This is a genomic window from Paenibacillus sp. LS1, from assembly GCF_026013365.1.
Lineage (GTDB): Bacteria > Bacillota > Bacilli > Paenibacillales > Paenibacillaceae > Paenibacillus.
In genome coordinates this window covers 14,447-37,464 of the sequence record NZ_JAPDOE010000016.1, presented here as the reverse complement: position 1 = coordinate 37,464, position 23,018 = coordinate 14,447, and the positions used below count along the sequence as shown (strand labels likewise).

Here is a 23,018-nt window from a genome sequence, read left to right as displayed (position 1 = left end):
CTTGCTTACCATTATAACGAAATTATGGAAGTTGGGGAGGGGGAAGCTTGGATTACTGATTATTTAACCGGATATGGATACATGCAGGATCTGAGAATTGCGATCTTTTGATCCTCTGTTCGTTCACGCGGCGCCAATTCTTCTGCATAAGAACGTTCCAGCTTGGCCCGCATGAAACCCTCTGCATGTTCGTTTGGACGAGAGTGGAGTTCTTTGGCGTACTCACCAAATGCGCTGACATCCCGTACCTTCTCCAGTACGCTGTTCAGCAGTGGACTACCCGAATAGAGCAGAGATTCAGTCTCTTCGCATTCAAACTTGAGAAACAAAATGGCTTTTTGCAGGGCATTGATTTCACCTTGGGTAAGGTGGACAGGCTGCGTAGTGTCTTCTTTAGATTCAGTGAAATCAGGCTGTTCATTACTATTTTGATTTGTATCTGACATCCGATTCTTACCTCCTGACTGAAATTAGGACTGGGGAGGAAGGAGAATAGGACGGGCAGCCAGCGCTTCTTCCACAATCTGTTCGGGCGTCAGGTCTCGATCATCCCAGTAAATCAGATTGCTGATCTCTGCATGCGGCACCTGCTGCTGTAGCTCCGTTAACATATCATCCAACTCCGCTTCCGTCCCTTCAGCGTCCATCAGCTTGCGAACTAATTCTACCAAATACAATCGATTGTCCATATGTATGCACACCTCCTGAAAGATTAATAGCGTGAACAAACTAGAGCGAGCGCTAACGAATCTGAGCCGTCTTATTCAAGGATTTGAAGCGCCCACGGAAATCTAAGGAACCTGAGACACGCTATATCCGAATAAACAACCGTTTGCAGCGGTTTTGCTAGTGAATTTTGGGAAATAACGTGTCTGAAGTTCCTTACAATTTAGAAAGAGGACCTGGAGGCCGAATAAGACGTACTGTGTTCCTTAGAAAGTCGCAGACCCATCAACCAGGATCAATCAGCTTGAACTTCAAGATTTCTTGGATGCTGACATCCATCATCGTATAGCTTGCCTGAGTTTGAAGATTCACCCTAGTCTTGTATTGGCGCATGATCCAACTCAATTCAATTCGTTCTATTTTAAAATGGACTACAATCTGTCATCATTCAATTCGTATAGCCAGATTGCCAAACTGCTCGCCTTTTTCCATACGCTCGAATGCTTTCGCTGTATCCTGCAACGGATATACGCCATCAATTACAGGATGTATGTCATGTTGCTCCACCCATTGGAGCATCTGGACAAACTCCTCACGGCTGCCCATAGAGGTGCCGATCAGACTGACCTGTGGGAAGAAGATAGAGCGAATTGGTAGGGTCAGATCATCCCCCGAGCTTGCACCATACATTACGATCCGTGCACCAGGTCTGATTATATCAAAATATTTGGGGAACATGGCTTGTCCGATGCTATCCAAGATCATGTCCACAGGTTCCAGATCGTTCTGCAAACGCCAATCGCCATGACTGTCCAATGCATGGGTAGCGCCTAAGCGCAGTGCCTCATTTCTTTTGGCTTCACTTCTGGAAGTGACAGTCACCTGGGCACCAGCGGCTACCGCCATGAGTAGGGCATAGGTTGCTACACCACCGCCAATGCCGGGAATGAGGATATGTTCACCTTGCTTCAATACGCCGCGAGTGAATAAGGCGCGATAGGCCGTCAGCGCGGAAAGGGACAATACGCCTGCTTCCTCCCAGGATAGGTGGGCTGGCTTGGGCAGGGCATTTTCAGCAGGCAACGTTATATATTTCGCCAGTGTTCCATCCGTAGGACCACCCACAATATCGGGTACAATGGGCACTTCAGATGCATGTTCCCAACCGAGTGTAGGATGGATAATGACTTCATCTCCTATTGAGAATCCTCTTACATCTTCGCCGATCTCAACGATAATACCTGCCCCATCCGAACCGGGAATGAGCGGGGTGTCATGGGTTCCGCGTGCTGCCATGATGAATAGATCCCGATGGTTGATTCCAGCGGATTTTAGTTGGATTAGCACTTCCCCGGCTTTTGGTGCCCGAGATGTTGATTCTGTATATTGAAGACCTGCAAGGCCGCTCTGGTTTGAATGGACGATAGCTTTCATATTCAATATTCCTCCTGTCTATGTAGCCAGACTTCACTACTGAGCCTCATTGTACAGACAGGGCAGATTCACGTAAAATGAACAAAAATGATTGTCAGTATCATTGAAAATAATAGATAAGTATTTTGCATGAATCGCATGATGCAGAATACCGATATAACGACAAGCAGGTGATCAGGGTATGGATGCAGGTGATTTGAAAATATTTCAGGCGGTTGCCCGCGAAGGTAGTATCAGTAAAGCTGCGCTCGCACTCAATTATGTACAATCCAATGTGACCACACGGATCAAACAGTTGGAGACACAGCTACAAGTACCTCTGTTTCATCGTTCCAATCGGGGGATGTCGCTCACACCGGCGGGCGAGAACCTGCTGGTGTATGCAGATCGAATTTTGCAATTATTATATGAAGCAGAGCAGGCCACGCAAGTGGGGAACCCACCAGCAGGCTTACTTCGTTTGGGCGCCATTGAGACAGCAGCTTCCACTTTTCTGACGCCACTCTTGGCTGAATATACTTCAAGCTACCCGGAGGTACAGCATTCGCTTGTCACGGGTGGGACGCATGAACTGAACCAGAAGGTGATTCAACATGAATTGCATGGCGCATTAATATATGGCCCAATCGATCATCCTGAGCTGAACTATATGAAGATGTATGACGAAGAAATGGTGCTGGTCGCCGAACCTGGAACACATGAGCTGCATGCTCTATTGTCCAGGCCGATGTTGTTTTTTGAGATCGGATGCACACATCGGACTCAGGCGGAATCCTTTCTGAAAGATCAGGGTATCCACTCACTGAACGTCATGGAATATGGAACACTGGACACGATCCTGAATGGGGTATCTGCCGGGCTCGGCGTATCATTGCTGCCACGATCTTCGGTTACCAAAGCAGAATTAAGAGGCGAGATTGCAGTGATGTCTTTGCCTGATCCCTATTGCCGGTTGGAAGTAGGATTTGTGTATTCCCGTGGTGAACATATATCTAGTGCGCTGAGCGCTTTGGTGCAGATTATCACAGAACCAGAACTATAAAGGAGTGAATGATTTTGGAGGATACTGCATTAACGCTCGCGGAAGCATTTAGTCAGGCAGACTTTATTGTTGGCGGTCATGGCATTCGCAAAGTGAAGGTGCTTCAGGATGTACTGGAGCAGATCGATGGGGAACTGTTCAGTGACCACTACGGCAACGGCCCCCTCATTGAAGAATTTCAGCAGCAGATGGCTGATGTTCTCGGCAAGGAATCGGCGGTGTTTTTCCCGAGCGGAACGATGGCGCAGCAGATTGCATTACGGATCTGGTGTGACCGCAAAGGTGTGAAGCGAGTAGCTTATCACCCTCTATGTCATCTGGAAATTCATGAGGAAGACGGTCTGAAAGAGTTGCACCAGATTGAATCGATTTTACTTGCGGACAAGGACCGATTGATTCGACTGGAAGATGTACAAGCGCTCGATCAGGACATTGCCTGTCTGCTGTTGGAACTGCCACAACGCGAGATTGGCGGCCAATTGCCAGCGTATGAAGAACTGGAAGCGATCTCGGCCTATTGCCGCGAACGCGGGATTAAGCTACATCTGGACGGGGCGCGCCTGTTTGAGATTACTCCCTATTATCAGAAGACACCTGCGGAGATTTGCAGTCTGTTTTGTTCGGTGTATGTGTCCTTTTACAAAGGAATCGGGGGTATTGCAGGAGCCATATTGGCTGGAGACACGGATGTGATGCAAGAGTCAAAAGTATGGAAACGGCGGCACGGCGGTGATCTGATCGGCCTGTATCCGTATATTCTGAGTTCCCAGTATTATTTCAATGAACGGATTGGCAAAATGGAGCTTTATTACGAGCAGGCTCAAGAACTCGCCTCTCTACTGAATGCGTGTCACGGGATACATACATTGCCCGAGGTCCCTGTATCGAATATGTTCCATGTTCACTTTGCGCTGGCTGCGGACGAAGTCGAACCGATTCTTGTGCAAATGGCTAAGCAGCATGACATTGCAATAACTTCGTATTTGAACAAGACGAGTGCGAATAGCTGTGCTTTCGAATATTCTGGTGGAGATCGTTATGAGCAAGTTCCCCAGGATAAGCTACGTGCAGCACTGGAATGGTTGGACCAAGAGTTGCGTAAACAGGTGAGATAAGAAGACTGAGAGAATTTTATGTGCGAAATTAACTAATGTTGTTTATCTGCCTTGTCCACATGCTGGACAGGGTATTTTTGTGCACTTTTATACATCTTCCTATGCAAAACACTTTCATGAACGAGCATATGTCATTAGTCCAAAGTCCGATTTTTATCACAGGATTAACTTGAACAAGTGCATGAACCTGTAGCAAAAACAGGTATACCGATGTATTCCAACATTTTCTTTATCATGTAAAATATTAAAGGTAATATATTCCAAACAAGGAATGGGGAGCGAAGCGAGAGCGGTCCATGAAATTAGGGGAGAAAGGATGAAGATTATGTTTTCACGTCAAAAATGTACGCTAGCTGTAATGTCACTCGCCTTATCTGCAACACTGCTGGGAGGAAGCACGGCATGGTCTGGAGATGCGTACGCAGCCGAAGCCGCCGATTCTGGCGTATCCATCACTGCTGTATTATCCGATATGCCTTCGGAATTGAGATCATCCATTGAGTGGGTGTACACCAATCGCATGATCAAGGAAGGATCGGTCAATCGGAAGAACCTGATCTACGATCAGATTTTTGCAGGTCAAGGAACCATTAACTATGTTGTGCGCTGGCAGTCGACCAAGAATGTGACCCTGCAACAGCGTAAGGATATCGAGAAGATGCTGGGCCGGCAAATGAATAACTGGACGAAACATCTGAAGGGTTATGACGGGTGGCCTTATGGGGATATTGCTGTTAAAGTAGTCGGTTGGGCAGTAGCGAATCCGGCACAGATTCTGGACAAACAATCGGATGAAATCATATATACGACCACAACTGTGGATGAGCTGAGCAAGTCTGATCCGAAAATCCCGGCAGCCTTGCCCTATGCGCCTAACGCGTTGTCGCGATTTGAGCATTTTACGAATCCGAACTATGCCTATCCTGGCGGTTTGGACAAGCGGTTTGACATGTACCTGTGGGGAACGTCCAACTTCGGCGGCGGTGCTGGCGGAGACTGGGGGCAGCGGGTTTCCGATGATTACATTTTGAGAACCGTGAACAACACGGAAATTGAAATTACTGAACATGAAATTGGACATGGCTTCGGCATGCCAGATTTCTATGAAGTACCGGATCGTCCGCCGGGTGGCTTCCCCATGCCAACGATTATGTGGGCAGGCAATTCATCTACGATCACGAATTGGGATGCCTGGTTACTGCGATATACGTGGAGCCAGTTGAAGAAGGATACCGCACGTTTCCCGCTTGCGCCAGCCACCAATCAACCTGTTAATGTAGCTGCGAATGCGAAAGTGACAACATCGTATGTTTCTCCATGGGAAACGATTGCTGCGCTGAATGATGGACTGGACCCTGCACATTCCAACGACCGCACACAGGCGGTGTATGGGAACTGGCCAGAGATCGGTACACATTGGGTACAATATGATCTGGATCGTACGTATACGGTATCGCAAACGGATGTGTACTGGTTCAAGGACAACGGCGGCATCGACGTACCTCGCTCGTACAAAATTCAATACTGGGACGGAAAAACATGGCGTGATGTGAAGAACGCCAAAGGCCGTGGGACTCGTGCAGATACGTACAATACCACGACTTTTGATCCGGTGAGCACTACGAAAATGCGTCTTCAGATGGTATCCAGTGATGCTGCTTCTACGGGCATTCTGGAATGGAAGGTAACGGGTATTGCGTTGTAAGTTATCAGTTATTAGTAAGAATGGATCTTAATACAAAGCGGCTGATCAGTGGCGAAAGTCCTGATTCAGCCGTATTTTGCAGGAATAGATAGTTAAGTGACGAAAGGTACCTAAAAGAGCTTTTTAAACACGTATCTAAAGGGGGAGTTCAAGTGGCATCGATAGAATTAGAACCGATTCGTGATCTTTTGGCGAAAGCTTATGATACGACAATGGGAGAAGGGTGCACTCCTGAACCGCAACAGAGCATTGAGGATTTTGAGCAAAAGCATAATGTGAAACTGCCCGCAGCGTATCGTGCGCTTTTGCTCGAATTCGGTGCATGTAACTTCGGCGATCCTGCTTTGTATTCCGTGAAAGAACTGGACTGGGCTTATCCCGAGTTTCTGGAGGCATATCGTGAATATGAGAAAGAATATGAGCTGCCAGTTGGCCTCCAGCCTTTCCCGATTGGTGGATTTGGTGAAGGAAGTATGGCTATACTGGATCAAAGCTCCGGTAAGGTTTGGATGTTGATCCACGATGCAGGAGAACTGCCTCTTCGGGAGATTGCTGTGGACTTTAATGAATTAATGACGATGCTGGCAGAGTCGGCAATCTGGGTTCAGGAACAGATGAATTAACAGGGTAGACGGAAGGAAGCGTAACATACGTATGGATATCCGAAAGTTAAGATACTTTATCACCGTGGCGGAGGAGCTTCATTTCCACCGTGCAGCGGAAAAATTAAATATGACGCAACCACCGCTGAGCCAGCAGATTCAGAATTTAGAGGAAGAGCTTGGCGTAAAGTTGTTGGAACGCACAAGAAAAATGGTTCGTCTGACACCAGCAGGTGCCGTATTTCTGGAACAGGCCAGACTCATCCTGGCCCAACTTGATCGATCTATTCAGCTTACACAAAAGGCAGATCAGGGCATCATCGGGCATATAACCGTGGCGTTTGTGGATTCGGCTTCGGGGAGCATTATGGTGGATGTACTCAGGAAATTTCGCGCTGCGTACCCGCAGATTGAATTGACATTACGTGAGATGACTTCGTCCCAGCAATTGCAGGCACTGGAAGACGGACAGATCCATATTGGATTTCTGCGCTATCAGGAAGATACCCGCCATGTTTCGTTCCGTCCCTGTCAGATGGAAACGTTGATTGCCGTGTTGCCAGATCATCACCCGATGGCTTCTCAGACTCAAGTTTCAATTCGAGAACTGGCGGATGAAGATTTTATTTTATTCCCACGACATCTGGGTTCTCCATTTCATCGACTGGTTCTGGACTACTGTAGAGCACATGGCGTAGACCCTCGAATTACGCAGGAAGCAATTCAGATGTATACGATAGTGAATCTCGTTGCAGCGGGCATGGGGATTTCCATTGTTCCGTCATCGGTGGATGTGTTCCAAAGGAAGGGCGTGGTGTTCCTTCCATTACAAGAAAATCCGCCCTCCGTACCGTTGTATACGGCATGGCGGACGGATATGAATCAGGAAGTGGTATCCCGTTTTATGAACTTTGTTGATGAATGTGTTTAACCCGTCTGGGCTGGATCACGCTCAATCCAAGGGTTCAGTGTTTCATCAATACGAGTCATGATCTCAGAGTCCAGTTTCACACCGGAGGCCTTTACATTTTCCAATACCTGCTCCGGTCGGGATGCACCGATAATCACGGAACTAACATACGAATGTTGTAGAACCCACGCCACAGCGAGTTGGGGGAGGGTTAGCCCGATCTCTTTCGCCAATGGAACAAGCTCTTGCACAGCGGTAAGAACATCTTCGCGTAACCACTGACCAACTAATTTATTGAAAAAGGGCGCTCCTGCCTCACCAGCTGCACGTGATCCGGTGGGCAATGCTTCGTTAGGCGTATACTTGCCTGATAGTATGCCCTGAGCAAGAGGAGACCATGTGATCTGTCCCAGTCCTGCTTGATCGCTTGCGGGTACGACTTCTTGCTCAATCACACGCCATAACATTGAATATTGCGGCTGGCTTGCAATGAAGGGCACATGAAGTTCCCGCGCCAAAGCGGCTCCTCTTGCGATCTGATCCGCGTTCCATTCACTTACGCCAATGTAGTGCACTTTGCCCTGACGCACCAGATCGGCAAAAGCCAGAAACGTCTCTTCCAGCGGGGTATTGTAATCATAACGGTGAGCGTAATAGACATCGATATAATCAGTCTGTAACCGACGTAAGGAACCATGACAGGCTTCCATAATGTGTTTCCGGGAAAGTCCGCGGTCATTATGACCAGAGCCGGTGGGGTGACAGACTTTGGTGCACAGTTCAATACTTTCTCTTCGTACATCCTTAAGAGCCTGTCCTAACACGGTTTCTGCCTTGGTATTGGAGTATACGTCTGCGGTATCGAATGTGGTAATACCTGCATCCAAAGCGGCTCGCACACAAGCTTCTGCTATTCCATCCTCGACTTGCGCTCCATGCGTAATCCAGTTGCCGAGTGAAATCTCACTGACGGTTAATCCACTGTTTCCTAATTTGCGATATTCCATTCTTGGCGCCTCCCTAAGTCATCTGGACTCCATTGTAGCAATGGCAGATTAATAGGTGAAATATCTTTTAAACCCATCTTTGATACGAAAAAGATATCAGTGAATTTACATTTTCTCTTGAATGTATTTGCGATAGAGAGCGGGCGTAATCTCCTCGAACTTTTTGAATATTTTGATAAAATATCCCGATTCATTGAATCCCAGCTCATCACTGATCTGTGAGACAGGCATGTCGGTGACCTCCAGTAATTGCTTGGCCCACTTGATTTTGAGTCGTGCCAGGTAGGTTGTGAAGTTCTCACCGGTTTCCTTGGCAAACAGCCTGCTGAAATAACTCGGACTCAGGTGGCATAGATCGGCCATTTGTTTGAGTGAAACCTGCTCACTCTTGTGACTGTGAATGTATTCAAATGCAGGCTGGAGCACCGGGCTGGAGCTTTCCGTATCACTTGGGCTGTTTTTGAGATAGGCATCCGCAATCGCATTGGTCATTTCTTTTTTGATCGACTCGATATTACGAATGGAGTAACCCGGCAGAATAGTGGAGAGGTTCAGTGACTCCTGATTTCCTGACGCTTTCTCGAACATTTCCACTAACAGATTTTTGTTGAGCGCTTCTTCTACAATATAGTTGCAGAGCAGGGATAACATGTTGGAGATTTTCACAATCTCTTCATAGGTCATCACAGGTAGCTGGGCGTAATCGTCCTTCAATTCCTCCAGCTTGGCTGCATGCATGGGCACGTTCTTGGATGTAACAATCTGCTCCAGATCACTACCCTTTTCCGCGTCGGCGAGTTTCACTTGTCCTGCCATGACGGCGCCGATATATTTGCCATCAATCGTGATCGGAATCGCGATATCAATAATATTGAAATGGCATAAATACACATAAGGCTCATTTAATCGAACTGCTTCCAGACCACCGCGCGAATCACATTTTTGGCAGTAGGGGAGAAGTTCGGGGTCTTTGCGTACATTCTGGCAGAAGGCCTGACAGCTGCTGTGACTGGTTATGGGAATGCCTTTATAGTCAACAGTGAGGATCGCAAGTTTGGTAACTGTGGCGAGAGAATCTTGTAGACGCTTCCATTTATTAAGGTCGAGAATTTTATTGATATGCAAATATTCTTTAATCATTGGATGAAACCTCCATAGCTAACCTGATTCATGATTTAGGCCGTTAAAAGTTAGCAAGTTGTACATATTAAGATGTAATGATGACGGGTAATGTATAATGGGAGGTCAAAATTCAACCATCTCATGACAATAACATACCATGATTGCGCTAAAAAGCAAAAATTTACGATTGAAAATTATAATAATTTGTTATCAAAGTCCACTGTAAACCTGTTGCTCATGCGTTATATTAAGGTCAATTGTAAGAAATTAAAATTTGATCTAATCTCTACACTATTTCATATCCTTAGGAGGCATATATTAATATGAGAAAAGCATTTATCAGCCCAACCAAATATGTACAAGGCGAAGATGAGTTGTTGAACCTGGGGTACTTTGTTAAATCCTTCGGAGAATCAGCCTTGCTGATTGCACATCCGGATGATGTACAGCGTGTAAAAGCGAAGCTAGATGCAACAGCAGAGAAATTCAATATTACGTTTGTTGAAAGCGGTTTTAAAGGGGAATGTTCCCGTGAGGAAGTTGCTCGTCTGCAAGCGATCGCGAAGGAAAAAGGATGTGACTCTACCATCGGTCTTGGTGGTGGTAAAGCCATTGATGCTGCCAAATGTGTAGCTGAAGGCGAAGCACTGATCATCTGTCCAACGATTGCGGCAACAGACGCACCGACTAGTCACTCGGCTGTATTGTACACACCGGATGGTTCTTTCGATGACTATGCTTACTTCAAACAAAGCCCAAGTGTGGTACTCGTGGATACAACGGTAATCGCTAACGCACCAACACGTTTCCTCGTATCCGGTATGGGAGATGCGCTCTCTACATACTTCGAAGCAAGAGCAACAGCGAAATCCTATTCCCGTGTAAACGCAAGTCTTCCAATGGGTTCCCGCGAAGGATATACACCTTCTGCAGTAGGTACGAATGCGGCACTTGCACTGGCAAAACTGTGTTATGAAATGCTGCTGACTGACGGAGCGAAAGCGAAAGTAGCCAGTGATAGCAACGTCGTGACTCAAGCACTGGAAAACATCGTTGAGACCAACATTCTGTTGTCTGGTCTTGGATTCGAAAGTGGCGGTCTGGCGGCAGCACATGCGATCCACAACGGTTTGACTGTTCTCGAGGGTACACATCACTTCTTCCATGGTGAAAAAGTATCCTTCGGTACAATCGCACAACTCGTGCTCGAAAATGCACCAACCGAAGAGCTGCATGAAGTCATGGACTTCTGTCTCGAAGTGGGACTGCCGATCAGCTTGGCGGATATCGGTGTAGACACGATTAGTCAGGAAGAGCTGTTGAAAGTGGCAGAGATCGCTTGTATTCCGGAAGAATCGATTCACGCGATGCCGTTCCCGATCACCGTTCCTGAAGTGGCTGCTGCCATTGCAGCCGCTGACCGCATGGGTCGTGAGTACAAAGCAGCTCGCCGGGAGGCAAAATAATGAAGAAAATTATTAACCAAGCAGAAAATGTTGTTATGGAAATGTGTAACGGGATTGCGCTTGCGCACCCGGAGCTTGAATTTCTGAAAAAATATAAAGTCATTAAACGCAGAGAGATTCAGGCCGATAAAGTCAGCCTGATCAGTGGCGGTGGCAGTGGACATGAACCAGCTCACGCAGGTTATGTGGGGAAAGGTATGCTGGATGCAGCAGTGTGTGGAGATGTGTTCGCATCTCCTTCCCAAATCCAGGTGTACCAAGCGATCAAGGCAACAGCCAGCAATAAAGGTACACTCTTGATCATCAAGAACTACAGCGGCGACATGATGAACTTCAAGAATGCAGCGCATCTGGCTGAAGAAGATGGCATCGAGGTACAATATGTGCGTGTTGAGGATGACATCGCTGTACAAGACAGCTTGTATACCGTTGGGCGTCGCGGCGTTGCCGGAACTGTACTGGTTCACAAGATTGCTGGAGCAGCAGCCGAAGAAGGCCGCAGTCTGGCAGATGTGAAATCTGTTGCTGAGAAAGCAGCTCAGAACGTTCGCAGTATTGGTTTTGGATTCACATCCTGTACCGTACCTGCCAAAGGCACGCCTACATTCGAGATTGCTGAAGATGAGATGGAATTCGGTGTAGGTATTCATGGTGAGCCAGGGATTCGCCGTGAGAAATTGGTATCAGCGGATGAATTGGCAGGCCGCATGGTCGAAGCGTTGCGTGTAGACATGAAGCTGGACAATGATGCTTCTGCTGAGATAGCAGTACTCGTGAATGGTTTTGGAGCAACACCTTTGCAAGAGTTGTATTTGCTCAACAATTCCGTTCAACGTGAGCTTGCAGGACATGCAGGTCTGAAGGTCGCTACTACGTTTGTAGGCAACTACATGACAAGTATTGATATGGCGGGTGCATCAGTTACGATCCTGAAACTGGATGATGAACTGAAGTCATTGTTGTTCAAGGAAAGTGATACCCCTGCATTTAAAGTATCTGGCCCTCCGATAGCACAAGTGGCTTATTCAGAAGCGCTGGAAGCTGTTGTGGGTGAAGACGCTCCCGTATCTTACGAAGTGGAGACGGATGCATCAGCTGCGGTAATCGAAGGCAATCAATTCTCCCTGGACAATGTCGTCTACCTGATCGATAAAATGGGTGAGATCATCATCAAGAATGAAGTACCATTCTGTGAACTGGACTCCCATGCCGGTGATGGCGATTTCGGTATGAGTGTGGCAAAAGGCTTCCGCCAGTTGAAACGCGAATGGAATCATATCATTAACGAAGATAAAAAAGATATCGGTTCATTCCTCGATGCATGTTCCTTGGTTATCATGGAATATTGTGGCGGCGCATCCGGCCCGATCTGGGGTTCAGCATTCCGTGCGGCTGGCAAAGCAGTAGGGGGTAAACAGCAGCTGAACGTTGCTGAATTTGCTGAGATGATTCATGCAGCTGTGCAAGGAATTCAGTCCACAGGAGAACGCTCCTTCGGACGTGGTGCTGTTGTAGGCGACAAGACTTTGATCGATGCACTCGTTCCGTGTGCTGATTCCTGGACGCAAAGTGCAGAGTCCGGAGATGACTTCAAAACCGCATTTGCCAAAGGTGCAGCAGCTGCCGTTGAAGGTGCGAAGAAGACGGAAGACATCGTGGCACGTATGGGCCGAGCAGGTACTGTCGGCGATCGCAGTCTGGGCTACCCTGATGCTGGCGCATACGCATTGGGTGTTATTTTCACAGAGCTGTCCGAATCGATGAAATAAGATAGAGTCAGTCAACTTTCAAATGTGATGTTGTTAACTTTATAGTATTTTGTCGGTAGTTTTATTTAATGTTGTCGGCAAACACGTAAGACCTCGAATTATTCAATGAAAAATATAGGATTATGGAGTGTTTCCTCTACAAAGTGAAGTATCACTATGTGATACTTCACTTTGTAGTATAATGTCGCTTTTTTATATTTTGAATATAGTACTGGTTACTTTTAGAAAACCATATCTTCATCTAAAGCATATTTGTGACAGAAATTTTATCCTATATAGAAATCTTGGTTTAATTAATTCTTTTTTGATTGTTTACATCCATAGCACTTTAGAATTGTTCTGATCCGACGCCCTAACTGTATTATTTATCGTAGGATTTCGATTTGCCAAAATGACTTAAAGACCTTTGTAAGCTAATTGCCTAACTAGCTCATGTCAAATCCTCTATTCCCATCGTTGACAATTCTCACTTTTATCTTCTGTGACAATAAGCTCTTCTTATTTTCAAGCAACATGAGCGAACGGATTTTAAACCCATGAAAATAGAAATTAATAGGAAAATCATTCATAAGAATTTAACTGAGTGATTTTAAAGATTTCTTAATTTTAGCTTCCAATTTTAGGCTGTGGATTAGAAGTAAACATGTAATTTCTAAGCTTGGATGGGACAAGAAAGTGCTCGCTTTACCGATTGGGTAATAGCTATTGTATAGTAATAAGAGACTTTCTGTAGGCGCTTACGAATTTCATGAATATATAATAAACACAGTTAGACGGATCATCTTTTAGATGATTCATAATGTATAAGGATAAAAAAATCTGAGGATGTTATGCTCTTTTTTAGTATACTTTGGCGTTGGTGTGAATATTATATATCGTCCTCCCAATCACACATTTGCTTGGGAATCTCTAAAGACCCTCGTAACGGACAGCGAGGGTCTTTTCATTTTCTAACGGGAAGAATTATTTTCTGTTAGGTAAAAAAATTGAATAAGCAAGGAAAAAGTCGCTTTAGAGCGACTTTTTCCTTGCTTATTTGGACAAGTTCTTCCTCGAATGATTATTTATATGACGAACAGCTCTGTCACATTGAAGGGACGCATATAGGGTGAATGACTTATGCAATGCTGTCCTGACGTGAATAAACTACAGAAACAACTGATCAGAAAGAAGTGAGCAGGGTGAGAATCGATCTAGGAAGCGGGGAGAATAAACACATCGGTTGCATTGGAATAGACAAAATTCCTTATGTGACAACAGATATCGTCCATGATTACAATATGTCGGTCCCGCTCGACAATGACAGTGTTAATATGGTGATGTGTTCCCACAGCTTACAGTATGTGAATGATCTGAACCTGGTAATGCAAGATCTCTACCGAATATGCCGCCACAAAGCCATCGTATGTATTGTCGCGCCTTACGCTCATGCCAGCATTCACATGGTAAATCCCCAGTTCAAGCAACAATTCAACGAACATTCACCAAAGTACTGGACGACGAGTCCTGCAGAAAGAGCTCTGGATGAAAGCGAGCTATCGAATGATCCAGCGATTATGATGCACAAGCATCGGCTAATCGAGCCCATTGGGGTGGACTTTCGGTTACTTCAAATGGAATTCTTTTATTATCCCGCTTATCATGGACTGTATAACGAGGTGGAGCTTGAGTTACTTCGGCAATCGCAACTCAATGTAGCCCATCAAATCATGTATCATCTATTGGTTGTCAAAAAACCAATTACGGATACCGAGTTCGCGGATATAGCTAAGGCCTCAGTTTTGGAAGAACCAGGCTATGTGGCGGCACAACGAATGTCAACCAATCATGTCAAGGAAGACGCAGAGCAACCGTTCAATCTGGATCATTTTCGCTCTTTTTCCCATGAAGATGAAGATATGCCGGCGAACGAAAAAGAAGAAAAGCTCCCCGTGCCGCAACAAGGCAGCAGAGGGAGCCGACAGACATCGTCCAAGGGCAAGAAACGCAATTCATCTAAACGTAAAGGCATCCGCCGCAAGAAAAAATCCGGGTTGAAAAAATAACGTTATTCTTCATCATCGGCAATAATGTTGACTGTGACATGAATCGTGTACGTTGTTCCTGGTTCTGTTGTTACTACAATCGTAAACTGAATCCATCCCGTATAGTTAGCGTTAGGAACCAGATTGAATGAACCATCGTCATTCAGTGAGAGTTTTCCATGTTGAGGTGCTTTTAGTACTCTGGCCCGGATGATCTTGCCAAGACCGAGCGAATCCAGATTTCCGAATAATGTTCGGTTCTCCTCACCCTTCAGGTTCAAGTTAAGCGTGGTATCAGGTTCAGAAGCACCACCGGTGCCTGTTCCCGTTCCGGCTCCGTCTGTACCACCAGCACTTGTTCCCGAACCAGGTGTACTGGCTGGAGAAGACACATTAATGGTTACGTTGTAAGTGACCACCGCTCCCTGGGCATCAATAAACCGAATAACGAAACGATCTGCTCCTACAAAGCCTGCGTTTGGCGTATATACGAATGATCCTTCTGCTCCAAGCATAAGTACGCCATAATTTGGACCAGAGTTCACACTGTAGGAGGTTCCTCCTCCAGGGGCAGCACTTCTGACAGGTATTCCAGCAAGGGTACTGAGTAGAGCATTTATTGTTATCGGTGCAGCTGGATTTACGGGTTGTTCTGGATTCACCGGATTCACAGGTGTCGTTGAAGGAACTGGATAGACTACGATGGTAATGGTTGTTGTTGCACTCCGGCCTAAGTTATCGGTGACCACAACGGTGAATGTATCGGTCCCCGTAAAATTAGGGTTCGGCGTATAAGTGAATCCTCCAGTAGGGTCCAGGATGGCTGTACCGTTTGCTGGTGGAGTCCCCAGAGCATAGGCGAGTTGCAAATTATCAGGACTGGTAGCCAGAATCTGACCTGATACTGGTTGGCCCTGATTGGTACCTACACCTAAATTCGTAGTAACAGGCCCGCCTCCGATTCCGGAAACGACGGTTACATTCACAGGAACCAGTGTCAATGCTCCCGCGCTATTCGTGACATTGACTGTAAACGTATCCTGCCCTACAAAACCAGGGTTTGGAGTATAGACAAAGGTACCATCTGGATTCACGACGGCCGTTCCATTATTTGGCGAAGCACCGAGAGAGAAAGTCAGCGCAAGTCCAGAAGGGTCTGTTGCATTAATGGTGCCAGTCACGCTTTGCCCCGATGTGGTTGCCACATTGACAGGCGGAGCGATAGGAACGTCTGCAATCACCGTTACCGTTACTAGTGCTATATCATTCAGTCCATATGCATCCGTAACGATAACTGGGAATGTGTCTACACCAGTGAAGCCTGCATTTGGTGTATAAGTGAACGTACCATCCGGATTCACCACCGCCGTTCCGTTTGTTGGAATTGGTACGTACAGCGTGTATATCAATATCGATGTGTCGGGATCGGTTGCATCTACGCGGTCTGAAACAGCAGTATCGATTGGTGTAATCAAGAAAATATCCGGTGCTACAGGCGGAACGGCAATGACAAGAATGGTTACCGTTCCTGTTGTCGTTGCGCCGTTTGCATCTGTTGCAACAACGGTGAACGTATCCGTACCCACAAAAGCCTGATTCGGCTGATACGTAAACGTACCATCCGGATTCACCACAACTGTACCGTTAACCGGGAGGGTTGCCAGTTGCGTCGTCACAGGAATACCTTCAGGGCTCGTTGCATTTAATTGTCCACTGACAGGTGCATCCGCATTGGTCGTGAACTGTGTGCTGTTGATCACTGGTGGCAAAATAGGAATATTAATCGTTATTGTGGATACGGCACTTGCACCATTGATGTCGAATACCCAGACGGTAAAGGAATCCACGCCGGCAAAATTAGTGTTTGGTGTGTAAGTGAACGTACCATCCGGATTGAGGTTCACCGTTCCATTCGTAGGCAAGGAACCTAATACATACGTGAGTGGATCGCCACTCGGATCAGAAGCAATAATTTGCCCGTTTAGCGGCGTGTTTAAAGTGCCTATCAGATTTTGATCCTGCGTTAAAGGTGGCTGATTGACAACAGTAATAATCGCCGTGGCCACTGCTGTTCCTCCAAAGGCATCGGTGGCAACAACCGTAAACGTATCTTGACCTACGTACCCCGGATTAGGTGTATAGTTGAATGTGCCATCGGTGTTCACGTTCACCGTTCCATTGACAGGCAACGAGTTCAAGGTAAACGTTAAAGGACTTCCGATTGGGCTCGTAGCGGTTACTGCACCTGAGACCGGAATATTCTCAAAAGTCGTCACGCTTGTTCCGACAGCGACAGGTGGAACATTATTCACGATAATGGTCACGGTTCCTGTGCCGATACCACCTCCCGGATCGGTCGCTTGAACCGTAAAGCTGTCTGTGCCCACAAAACCTGGATTAGGCGTATACGTGTAAAGTCCGTCCGGATTGACCGTTACTGTACCATTGGCAGGAGGGGAGAGAATTGTAATGGTAAGTAGTTGACCTGCAGGATCGACAGCTACAATCTGTCCGGAAACCGGTATATTACTATTGGTGCTTACAGTCTGGTCGTTCACAATAGGGACATTAGCGGCCACATTGACAGTAATGACTGCGGTTGAAACCCCACCCCGAGTATCCGAAACGGTGACCGTAAAGAAATCTGTACCCACGAATCCGGCATTCGGTGTATATGTGAATGTGCCATCCGGGTTCACGACTGCGTTACCACTCACTGGAGGATTACCAAGTACATAGGTGAGCGGATCACCATCCGGATCTGTGGCAATTACCATACTGCTGATTGGGATGGATTGTGTAGTGTTCAGAATTTCGTTCTGTACGACAGGCGGCCGATTGTTCACTTGAATGCGTACCGTCGAGACGGCTGTACCGCCTTTGTCATCACTGACCAACACAGTGAAGGCATCTTGCCCGCCGAAGCCTGCGTTTGGCGTATACGTAAACGTTCCATCCGGATTAACGGTAACTACGCCATTAGCTGGAGGAGAGAGCAGACTGAAAGTGAGTGGATCACCGCTTGGATCTGTAGCCGTCACTTGCCCGGAAACCGGTATATTGATATTGGTACTCAGACTGACATCTGTTGTGATTGGTGGGATGTTCGTAACCGTAACCACAACAGGAGCTGTATCGGTGCCACTCAAGCTGTCGCTCGCGAGAACACTAAATGAATCCTGACCCACGTAACCAGAATTAGGTGTATAGGTAAACGTTCCATCCGGATTGACGACAACGGTACCATTCACCGGAGGGCTAAGCAATGTGAACGTGATGGTGAGTCCTTCAGGATCGGTTGCGGTCACAGCTCCACTCACTGGCGTGTTCTGCGGCGTTGATACCGAAGTTCCGGTCGCCACAGGCGGTTCGTTGAAGATATTTACTAATACACCTGAGAGTGCTGTTCCACCTTTGCCATCGCTAACCAGAACCGTGAACGAATCCGTGCCGATGTATCCTGGATTAGGTGTGTACGTGAACGTACCATCAGGGTTGAGACTGACCGTACCGTTCGCTGGGGCTGAATTCAACGAGAATGTAAGTGTGTCTCCATCCGGATCGGTTGCTGTAACGGCTCCAGCAACAGGAGTATTGGCTGGCGTACTGATCTGAACATCCTGCGTTACAGGGGGTTGATCAAGGATATTGACTGTAACAACGGATGTAGCTGTGCCGCCTAAACCATCACTGACAAGAACACTAAACGTATCCGTTCCTACGACACCGGTATTCGGTGTATAGGTGAACGAACCGTCCGGATTGACGATGACCGTTCCAAGTGATGGCGTTGCCGTAACGGTATAAGTGAGTGGGTTACCCTCTGGGTCGGTTGCAGGAATCTGGCCGCTGACCGGCGTGTTTTGTACTGTGCCCACAGTGAGATTCTGCGCGACAGGCGGCTGGTTATCTACATTAACGGATACCGTTGAGGTGACCGGGATGCCGCTAGTATTTGTCACAGTTACTACAAACGTATCGGTACCGACGAATCCAAGGTTCGGCGTGTAAGTGAAGGCTCCGGTTGCTGGATCCAAAATGACGGTTCCGTTCGGCGGTGGTGTTGTCAAGGTATAGGTGAGCGTCTCGCCTTGTGGATCTGTCGCAGGAATCTGCCCCGCCACAGGCACGTTGGCATTCGTATCCAAAGTGACATCTGAGGTTACAGGTGGAGATACAGGTACGCCGATTTGTACATTGGATACAGCCGTACCGCCTTTACCGTCACTGACCAGTACCGCGAAATGGTCTACGCCGAGGAAGCCTGCGTTTGGTGTATACGTAAATGCTCCCGTCGCCGGATCAAGAGCCAGCATCCCATTGGCTGGAGGGACGGATACCGTATAGGTGAGCGTGTCGCCATCGGGATCGGTTGCGGGAATCTGCCCATTCAACGGTGTATTGAAATTCGTAGATAATTGCAGATCCTGAGTTACAGGTGGTTGATCAATGACATTGATAGATATCCAGCCAATCGCTGTTCCACCTTTGCCATCGCTAACCAGAACCGTGAAGGAATCCAGGCCTACAAAGCCGGTAACAGGTGTGTAGGTGAAACTGCCATCCGGATTTACAACAGCTGTACCATTACTTGGTGGAGATTGTAACGCGTAAGTGAGTTGATCTCCATCCGGGTCTGTTGCAACGACCTGACCACTAACCGGAACGTTTTGTAACGTGGAGAGCGTTTGATTTGTGACCACTGGCGGTTGATTAGCTACCGTAACCGTTACGGTCGATACTGCCGTGCCCCCACGCCCGTCACTAACAAGCACAGAGAACGTATCCTTACCAACAAATCCAGTTGCAGGTTGATATGAGAAGCTTCCATCTGGATTGACGGTGACCGTACCATTGCCAGGAGGAGAGAGCAAGCTATAGGTCAGAGGGTCTGCATTGGGATCGGTAGCGATAATTTGCCCCGTAACAGCTGTATTCTGCAATGTGGACAGTGCCTGATCGCTGGTTACAGGTGGCTGGTTCTGCACATTAATCGTTACCGTTGCAATGGCTGAAGCTCCTACGGGGTCTCTTACAATAACGGTAAACGAATCTGTCCCTACAAAACCTGGATTAGGTGTGTATGTGAAACTGCCATCTGGATTCACTACTGCGTTTCCGTTGGACGGAGTAGAGTTCAGGGCATAGGTAAGCGGATCTGCGTTCGGGTCTGTTGCAATAATCTGTCCAGATACGGGTGTATTACCAGGTGTAGTCAGCGTTTGATTTTGTGCAATAGGTGGTTGATTGGTTATCTGAATGGTCACGTTACTGAGTGCAGTGCCTCCACGACCATCACTTACCAGTACTGTGAACGAGTCCGTTCCCACGAATGCCGGGTTAGGCGTATAAGTAAACGTCCCGTTCGGGTTGACAGCTGCAGTTCCATTGACTGGTGCAGTATTGAGCGTAAATGTCAGTGGATCCCCGTTCGGGTCCGTTGCAATCACTTGACTGGACACGGGTATATTTTCAGGGGTGGTAAGATTAACATTCTGCGTCGTAGGTGGCAAGTTCACCACTGTAATTGTTACCGTAGATACGACGGTTCCACCGCTTGGATCGCTGATGAGCACAGTGAATGTATCCACGCCAATAAAGTTGGTATTTGGTGTGTACGTAAATGTGCCGTTCGGATTCAGAACCACGCTACCATTCGTTGGTTGAGAATTTAACGTGTACGTTAATGGATCTCCATCCGGGTCAACACCGATCACTTGACCGAACACCGCAATATTTTCCGGAGTTGTAAGGTTAACATTTTGCGTGGTTGGCGGGCGATTCAGGACTTGAACGGTGACCGTAGAAATGGCCGTGCCTCCATTCGGATCGCTAACAATCACAGTGAATGAGTCTGTTCCTGCAAATCCAGGATTCGGCGTGTATGTCAGGCTGCCGTTTGGATTCACCGTGACCGTGCCGTTAACCGGTGGTGAGTTCAGTGTGTAAGTCAGGGTATCGCCATCCGGGTCTGAAGCTGTGACCTGACCACTAACAGGCGTGTTTTTATTGGTTGTCAGATTCAAATTTTGGGCAACAGGTACACGATTGATAATCGTAATGGCTACGGTAGATACAGCCGTTCCTCCCAAGCCATCGCTCACCAATACAGTGAAGGAATCTGGGCCAACATATCCAGGATTCGGTGTGTATGTGAATGTTCCGTCGGCGTTCACCACAACCGATCCACTCGTAGGCGTAGAGTTCAGAGAATACGTCAGTGGATCACCATCGGGATCTGTTCCTGTAACCTGGGCAGAGACCGGCACGTTTTCATTTGTCGTATAGGCATAGTTCGGAACTGTCGGTGGCCGATTGTTAATCGTGACATTATTACCGTTAGACTGAGACATTCCTTGGAAAGTCGGCCCACCAGGCAGGCTCTGGAAATTGTAGGTTAGATTCGCTACGTTCGATTGGGATGAACCGGAAGGGCGGGACACAATTTGTACGGAGTAGACGATTGTGATCGTCTGACCGGGAACGATGACTCCCAGATTCAGCCCTGTAACCGGACTTGCCCCCGGCTGCGGAACACCATCCACCGACAAACTTCCAGGAACGAAGCTGCCCGAACTGGGAAAACTGTCCGTCAGAAGCACTAATGTAGCGGAAGCAGTTCCCTGGTTGGAGGCGGTAATCGTGTATTGGATCGTATCGCCAACAAAGGCTGAAGTGACATTAGAACTCTTGTTGAACACAAAGAAGGGTGCATTCACGTCCACCTGGAGTCCGACGCTATTCACCAAATATTGATCCTGATTGGAAAGTAGCCGAATGACGGCAGAAGTCTGAGAATTAATGAGTTCGGGGGAAACATCAACATTGGTGATATCCCAGCCTTGTCTGGCACCAATGACAGCTGTACCAGGACTACTATTCAAGTTTCCAAACGTTCCGTTGGTGTTGAGCACACCTTGGTCATTATTAATCTGGGAAGCAAAAAAGTTATTTACAAGGTTGTTAGGCCCTGAAATAGCAACCAATTGATCAGCGGTTGGGCCAAAAAGAGCCTGATCACCCGAGATCTGTGGATCGCCTTCGCTTGCGCTAACCATCAAGCGCCCGGTTACTGTTCCGGTAACCGGTGTAGCAAAGCCGCTAATGGATGCCGTTGCTGCACCAATAGTAGCATTAACGATCTCGGAACCAACAAAAATGCTCATGTTGCGCGAAGGAAGGAAGGGGCTTGCATAGGCTACGGCGAGTGTCCATCCCGCAAAGTTCGTGTTGTTTTCCGTTGGTGCAGCTGTACCGGGAATCCCCGCTGCGACGTAAGTACCCGCGCCACCTTGCTGAACTAATGTGGTGACGTTAGCGGAGTTGACATAGAAACTAGCTGCAGGTGCGGTATTGGCTGCAGTTGCCGGGTCAGGTGCAACGGAGAATGTGCCAGCTGGTGTAATGAACGTAATCGGATTGGGGATCGCCCCGCTGACGTTTGAACCACCGTAATTATAACTTCCCGCCCAGATCAGTTCGGCATAGAGCACCGTTGACCCTGAGGGCAAACTAAGGATTGCTGCAGACGAATTCTGCGTATAATCCAGTGTCGTACCCAGAGGGAAGTTTCCTGCTTGCGAAGCGGTGTTCAAGGTGATAAAAGCACCAATGGAGCCCGCTGTGCCCTGATTGTTCTGATTCGCAACCTTATTTAAACCTAGGGTGTTACCAGTAAAGGTCATAGCTCCGTTCATGGTGGTGTTGTACCTAAGAATAAAAGCCATAAAACGATTTCACCTCCGGTTAAATTATGACATCGAAGATGTATATTCTTGGATTGGATTGTACCATTCCGTAATTATACGCTGTTTAGAAAAAAGGGCATGGAACTTAACGGGTAGGAGTGGAATCTAGATGACCAAATGATACATAGGATGTAGAGTCCTCCGAAGGCCATATAGAGTTGACATCAGGACCCTCGTATCAGACAGCGAGGGTTCCTTCACAAATTAGACTATTTCATATAGAATCAATGCTAGTGTGTTGAATTTGATAATATTGAGGTAAAAACGATTGCTTTTATCCATGTAGAGAAATACACTTGTACATGAAATAGCCCGATCTAAGAGGGGAAGATATAAACGAGTGAATAAACCTTCAACATATATTTATGAACTATCACAGAAAAACAATGAAGGGATTGTGACTCTTTT

At 47.2% G+C, this 23,018-nt stretch carries 14 protein-coding genes; 8 read left to right on the top strand and 6 right to left on the bottom strand.

All coding sequences use genetic code 11. The annotated features are described in order from the left end of the window. Positions 1 to 59: 59 nt before the first annotated feature. The 3 genes from OM416_RS29110 to OM416_RS29100 all read right to left on the bottom strand — a co-directional run bounded on the left by OM416_RS29110 (position 60) and on the right by OM416_RS29100 (position 2,100). A complete protein-coding gene (locus OM416_RS29110) occupies positions 60 to 446 on the bottom strand; it encodes a hypothetical protein (RefSeq protein WP_264935348.1) in 387 nt (128 codons plus the stop codon). Between the two features lie 24 nt (positions 447 to 470). Further along, entirely contained in the window at positions 471 to 689 is a 219-nt protein-coding gene (locus tag OM416_RS29105; protein ID WP_264935346.1) for a hypothetical protein, read from the bottom strand. Positions 690 to 1,110: 421 nt separating this feature from the next. Continuing rightward, entirely contained in the window at positions 1,111 to 2,100 is a 990-nt protein-coding gene (locus OM416_RS29100) for a quinone oxidoreductase family protein (protein WP_264935344.1), read from the bottom strand. Positions 2,101 to 2,281: 181 nt separating this feature from the next. Between OM416_RS29100 and OM416_RS29095 the strand changes: the two genes are divergently transcribed. The 5 genes from OM416_RS29095 to OM416_RS29075 all read left to right on the top strand — a co-directional run bounded on the left by OM416_RS29095 (position 2,282) and on the right by OM416_RS29075 (position 7,495). After that, positions 2,282 to 3,142, top strand: coding sequence for a LysR family transcriptional regulator (locus OM416_RS29095; RefSeq protein WP_264935342.1), 861 nt, complete (start codon positions 2,282 to 2,284; stop codon positions 3,140 to 3,142). A 14-nt stretch (positions 3,143 to 3,156) separates the two neighbouring features. Continuing rightward, positions 3,157 to 4,257: a threonine aldolase family protein gene (locus tag OM416_RS29090; RefSeq protein ID WP_264935340.1), complete on the top strand. Its 1,101-nt coding sequence runs from the start codon at positions 3,157 to 3,159 to the stop codon at positions 4,255 to 4,257. A 316-nt stretch (positions 4,258 to 4,573) separates the two neighbouring features. Further along, positions 4,574 to 5,962, top strand: coding sequence for a discoidin domain-containing protein (locus OM416_RS29085; protein WP_319951946.1), 1,389 nt, complete (start codon positions 4,574 to 4,576; stop codon positions 5,960 to 5,962). A gap of 152 nt (positions 5,963 to 6,114) precedes the next feature. After that, complete coding sequence (locus OM416_RS29080; RefSeq protein WP_264935337.1) at positions 6,115 to 6,585, top strand: SMI1/KNR4 family protein; 471 nt, start codon at positions 6,115 to 6,117, stop codon at positions 6,583 to 6,585. Between the two features lie 31 nt (positions 6,586 to 6,616). Continuing rightward, positions 6,617 to 7,495 carry a LysR family transcriptional regulator gene (locus tag OM416_RS29075; RefSeq protein WP_264935335.1) on the top strand — a complete coding sequence of 293 codons (879 nt, stop codon included), beginning with the start codon at positions 6,617 to 6,619 and terminating at the stop codon, positions 7,493 to 7,495. On the opposite strand, the gene OM416_RS29070 is transcribed toward OM416_RS29075, so the two are convergent. Beyond that, positions 7,492 to 8,481 carry an aldo/keto reductase family protein gene (locus OM416_RS29070; RefSeq protein WP_264935333.1) on the bottom strand — a complete coding sequence of 330 codons (990 nt, stop codon included), beginning with the start codon at positions 8,479 to 8,481 and terminating at the stop codon, positions 7,492 to 7,494. The two genes, OM416_RS29075 and OM416_RS29070, sit on opposite strands and share 4 nt — an antisense overlap. Before the next feature lie 105 nt (positions 8,482 to 8,586). Continuing rightward, positions 8,587 to 9,621 carry a PocR ligand-binding domain-containing protein gene (locus tag OM416_RS29065; protein WP_264935330.1) on the bottom strand — a complete coding sequence of 345 codons (1,035 nt, stop codon included), beginning with the start codon at positions 9,619 to 9,621 and terminating at the stop codon, positions 8,587 to 8,589. Between the two features lie 305 nt (positions 9,622 to 9,926). Between OM416_RS29065 and OM416_RS29060 the strand changes: the two genes are divergently transcribed. From OM416_RS29060 to OM416_RS29050, 3 genes are all read left to right on the top strand, one after another. Further along, on the top strand, positions 9,927 to 11,069 hold the full coding sequence (locus OM416_RS29060; protein ID WP_076333049.1) for a glycerol dehydrogenase: 1,143 nt from the start codon (positions 9,927 to 9,929) through the stop codon (positions 11,067 to 11,069). Beyond that, positions 11,069 to 12,838 carry a dihydroxyacetone kinase subunit DhaK gene (dhaK, locus tag OM416_RS29055; protein WP_264935327.1) on the top strand — a complete coding sequence of 590 codons (1,770 nt, stop codon included), beginning with the start codon at positions 11,069 to 11,071 and terminating at the stop codon, positions 12,836 to 12,838. The genes OM416_RS29060 and dhaK overlap by 1 nt, the downstream gene beginning before the upstream one ends. Positions 12,839 to 14,019: 1,181 nt before the next feature. Next, entirely contained in the window at positions 14,020 to 14,883 is an 864-nt protein-coding gene (locus OM416_RS29050) for a hypothetical protein (protein ID WP_264935325.1), read from the top strand. 2 nt (positions 14,884 to 14,885) lie between these two features. On the opposite strand, the gene OM416_RS29045 is transcribed toward OM416_RS29050, so the two are convergent. After that, positions 14,886 to 22,589 carry an Ig-like domain-containing protein gene (locus OM416_RS29045; RefSeq protein ID WP_264935323.1) on the bottom strand — a complete coding sequence of 2,568 codons (7,704 nt, stop codon included), beginning with the start codon at positions 22,587 to 22,589 and terminating at the stop codon, positions 14,886 to 14,888. Between the last annotated feature and the right edge of the window lie 429 nt (positions 22,590 to 23,018).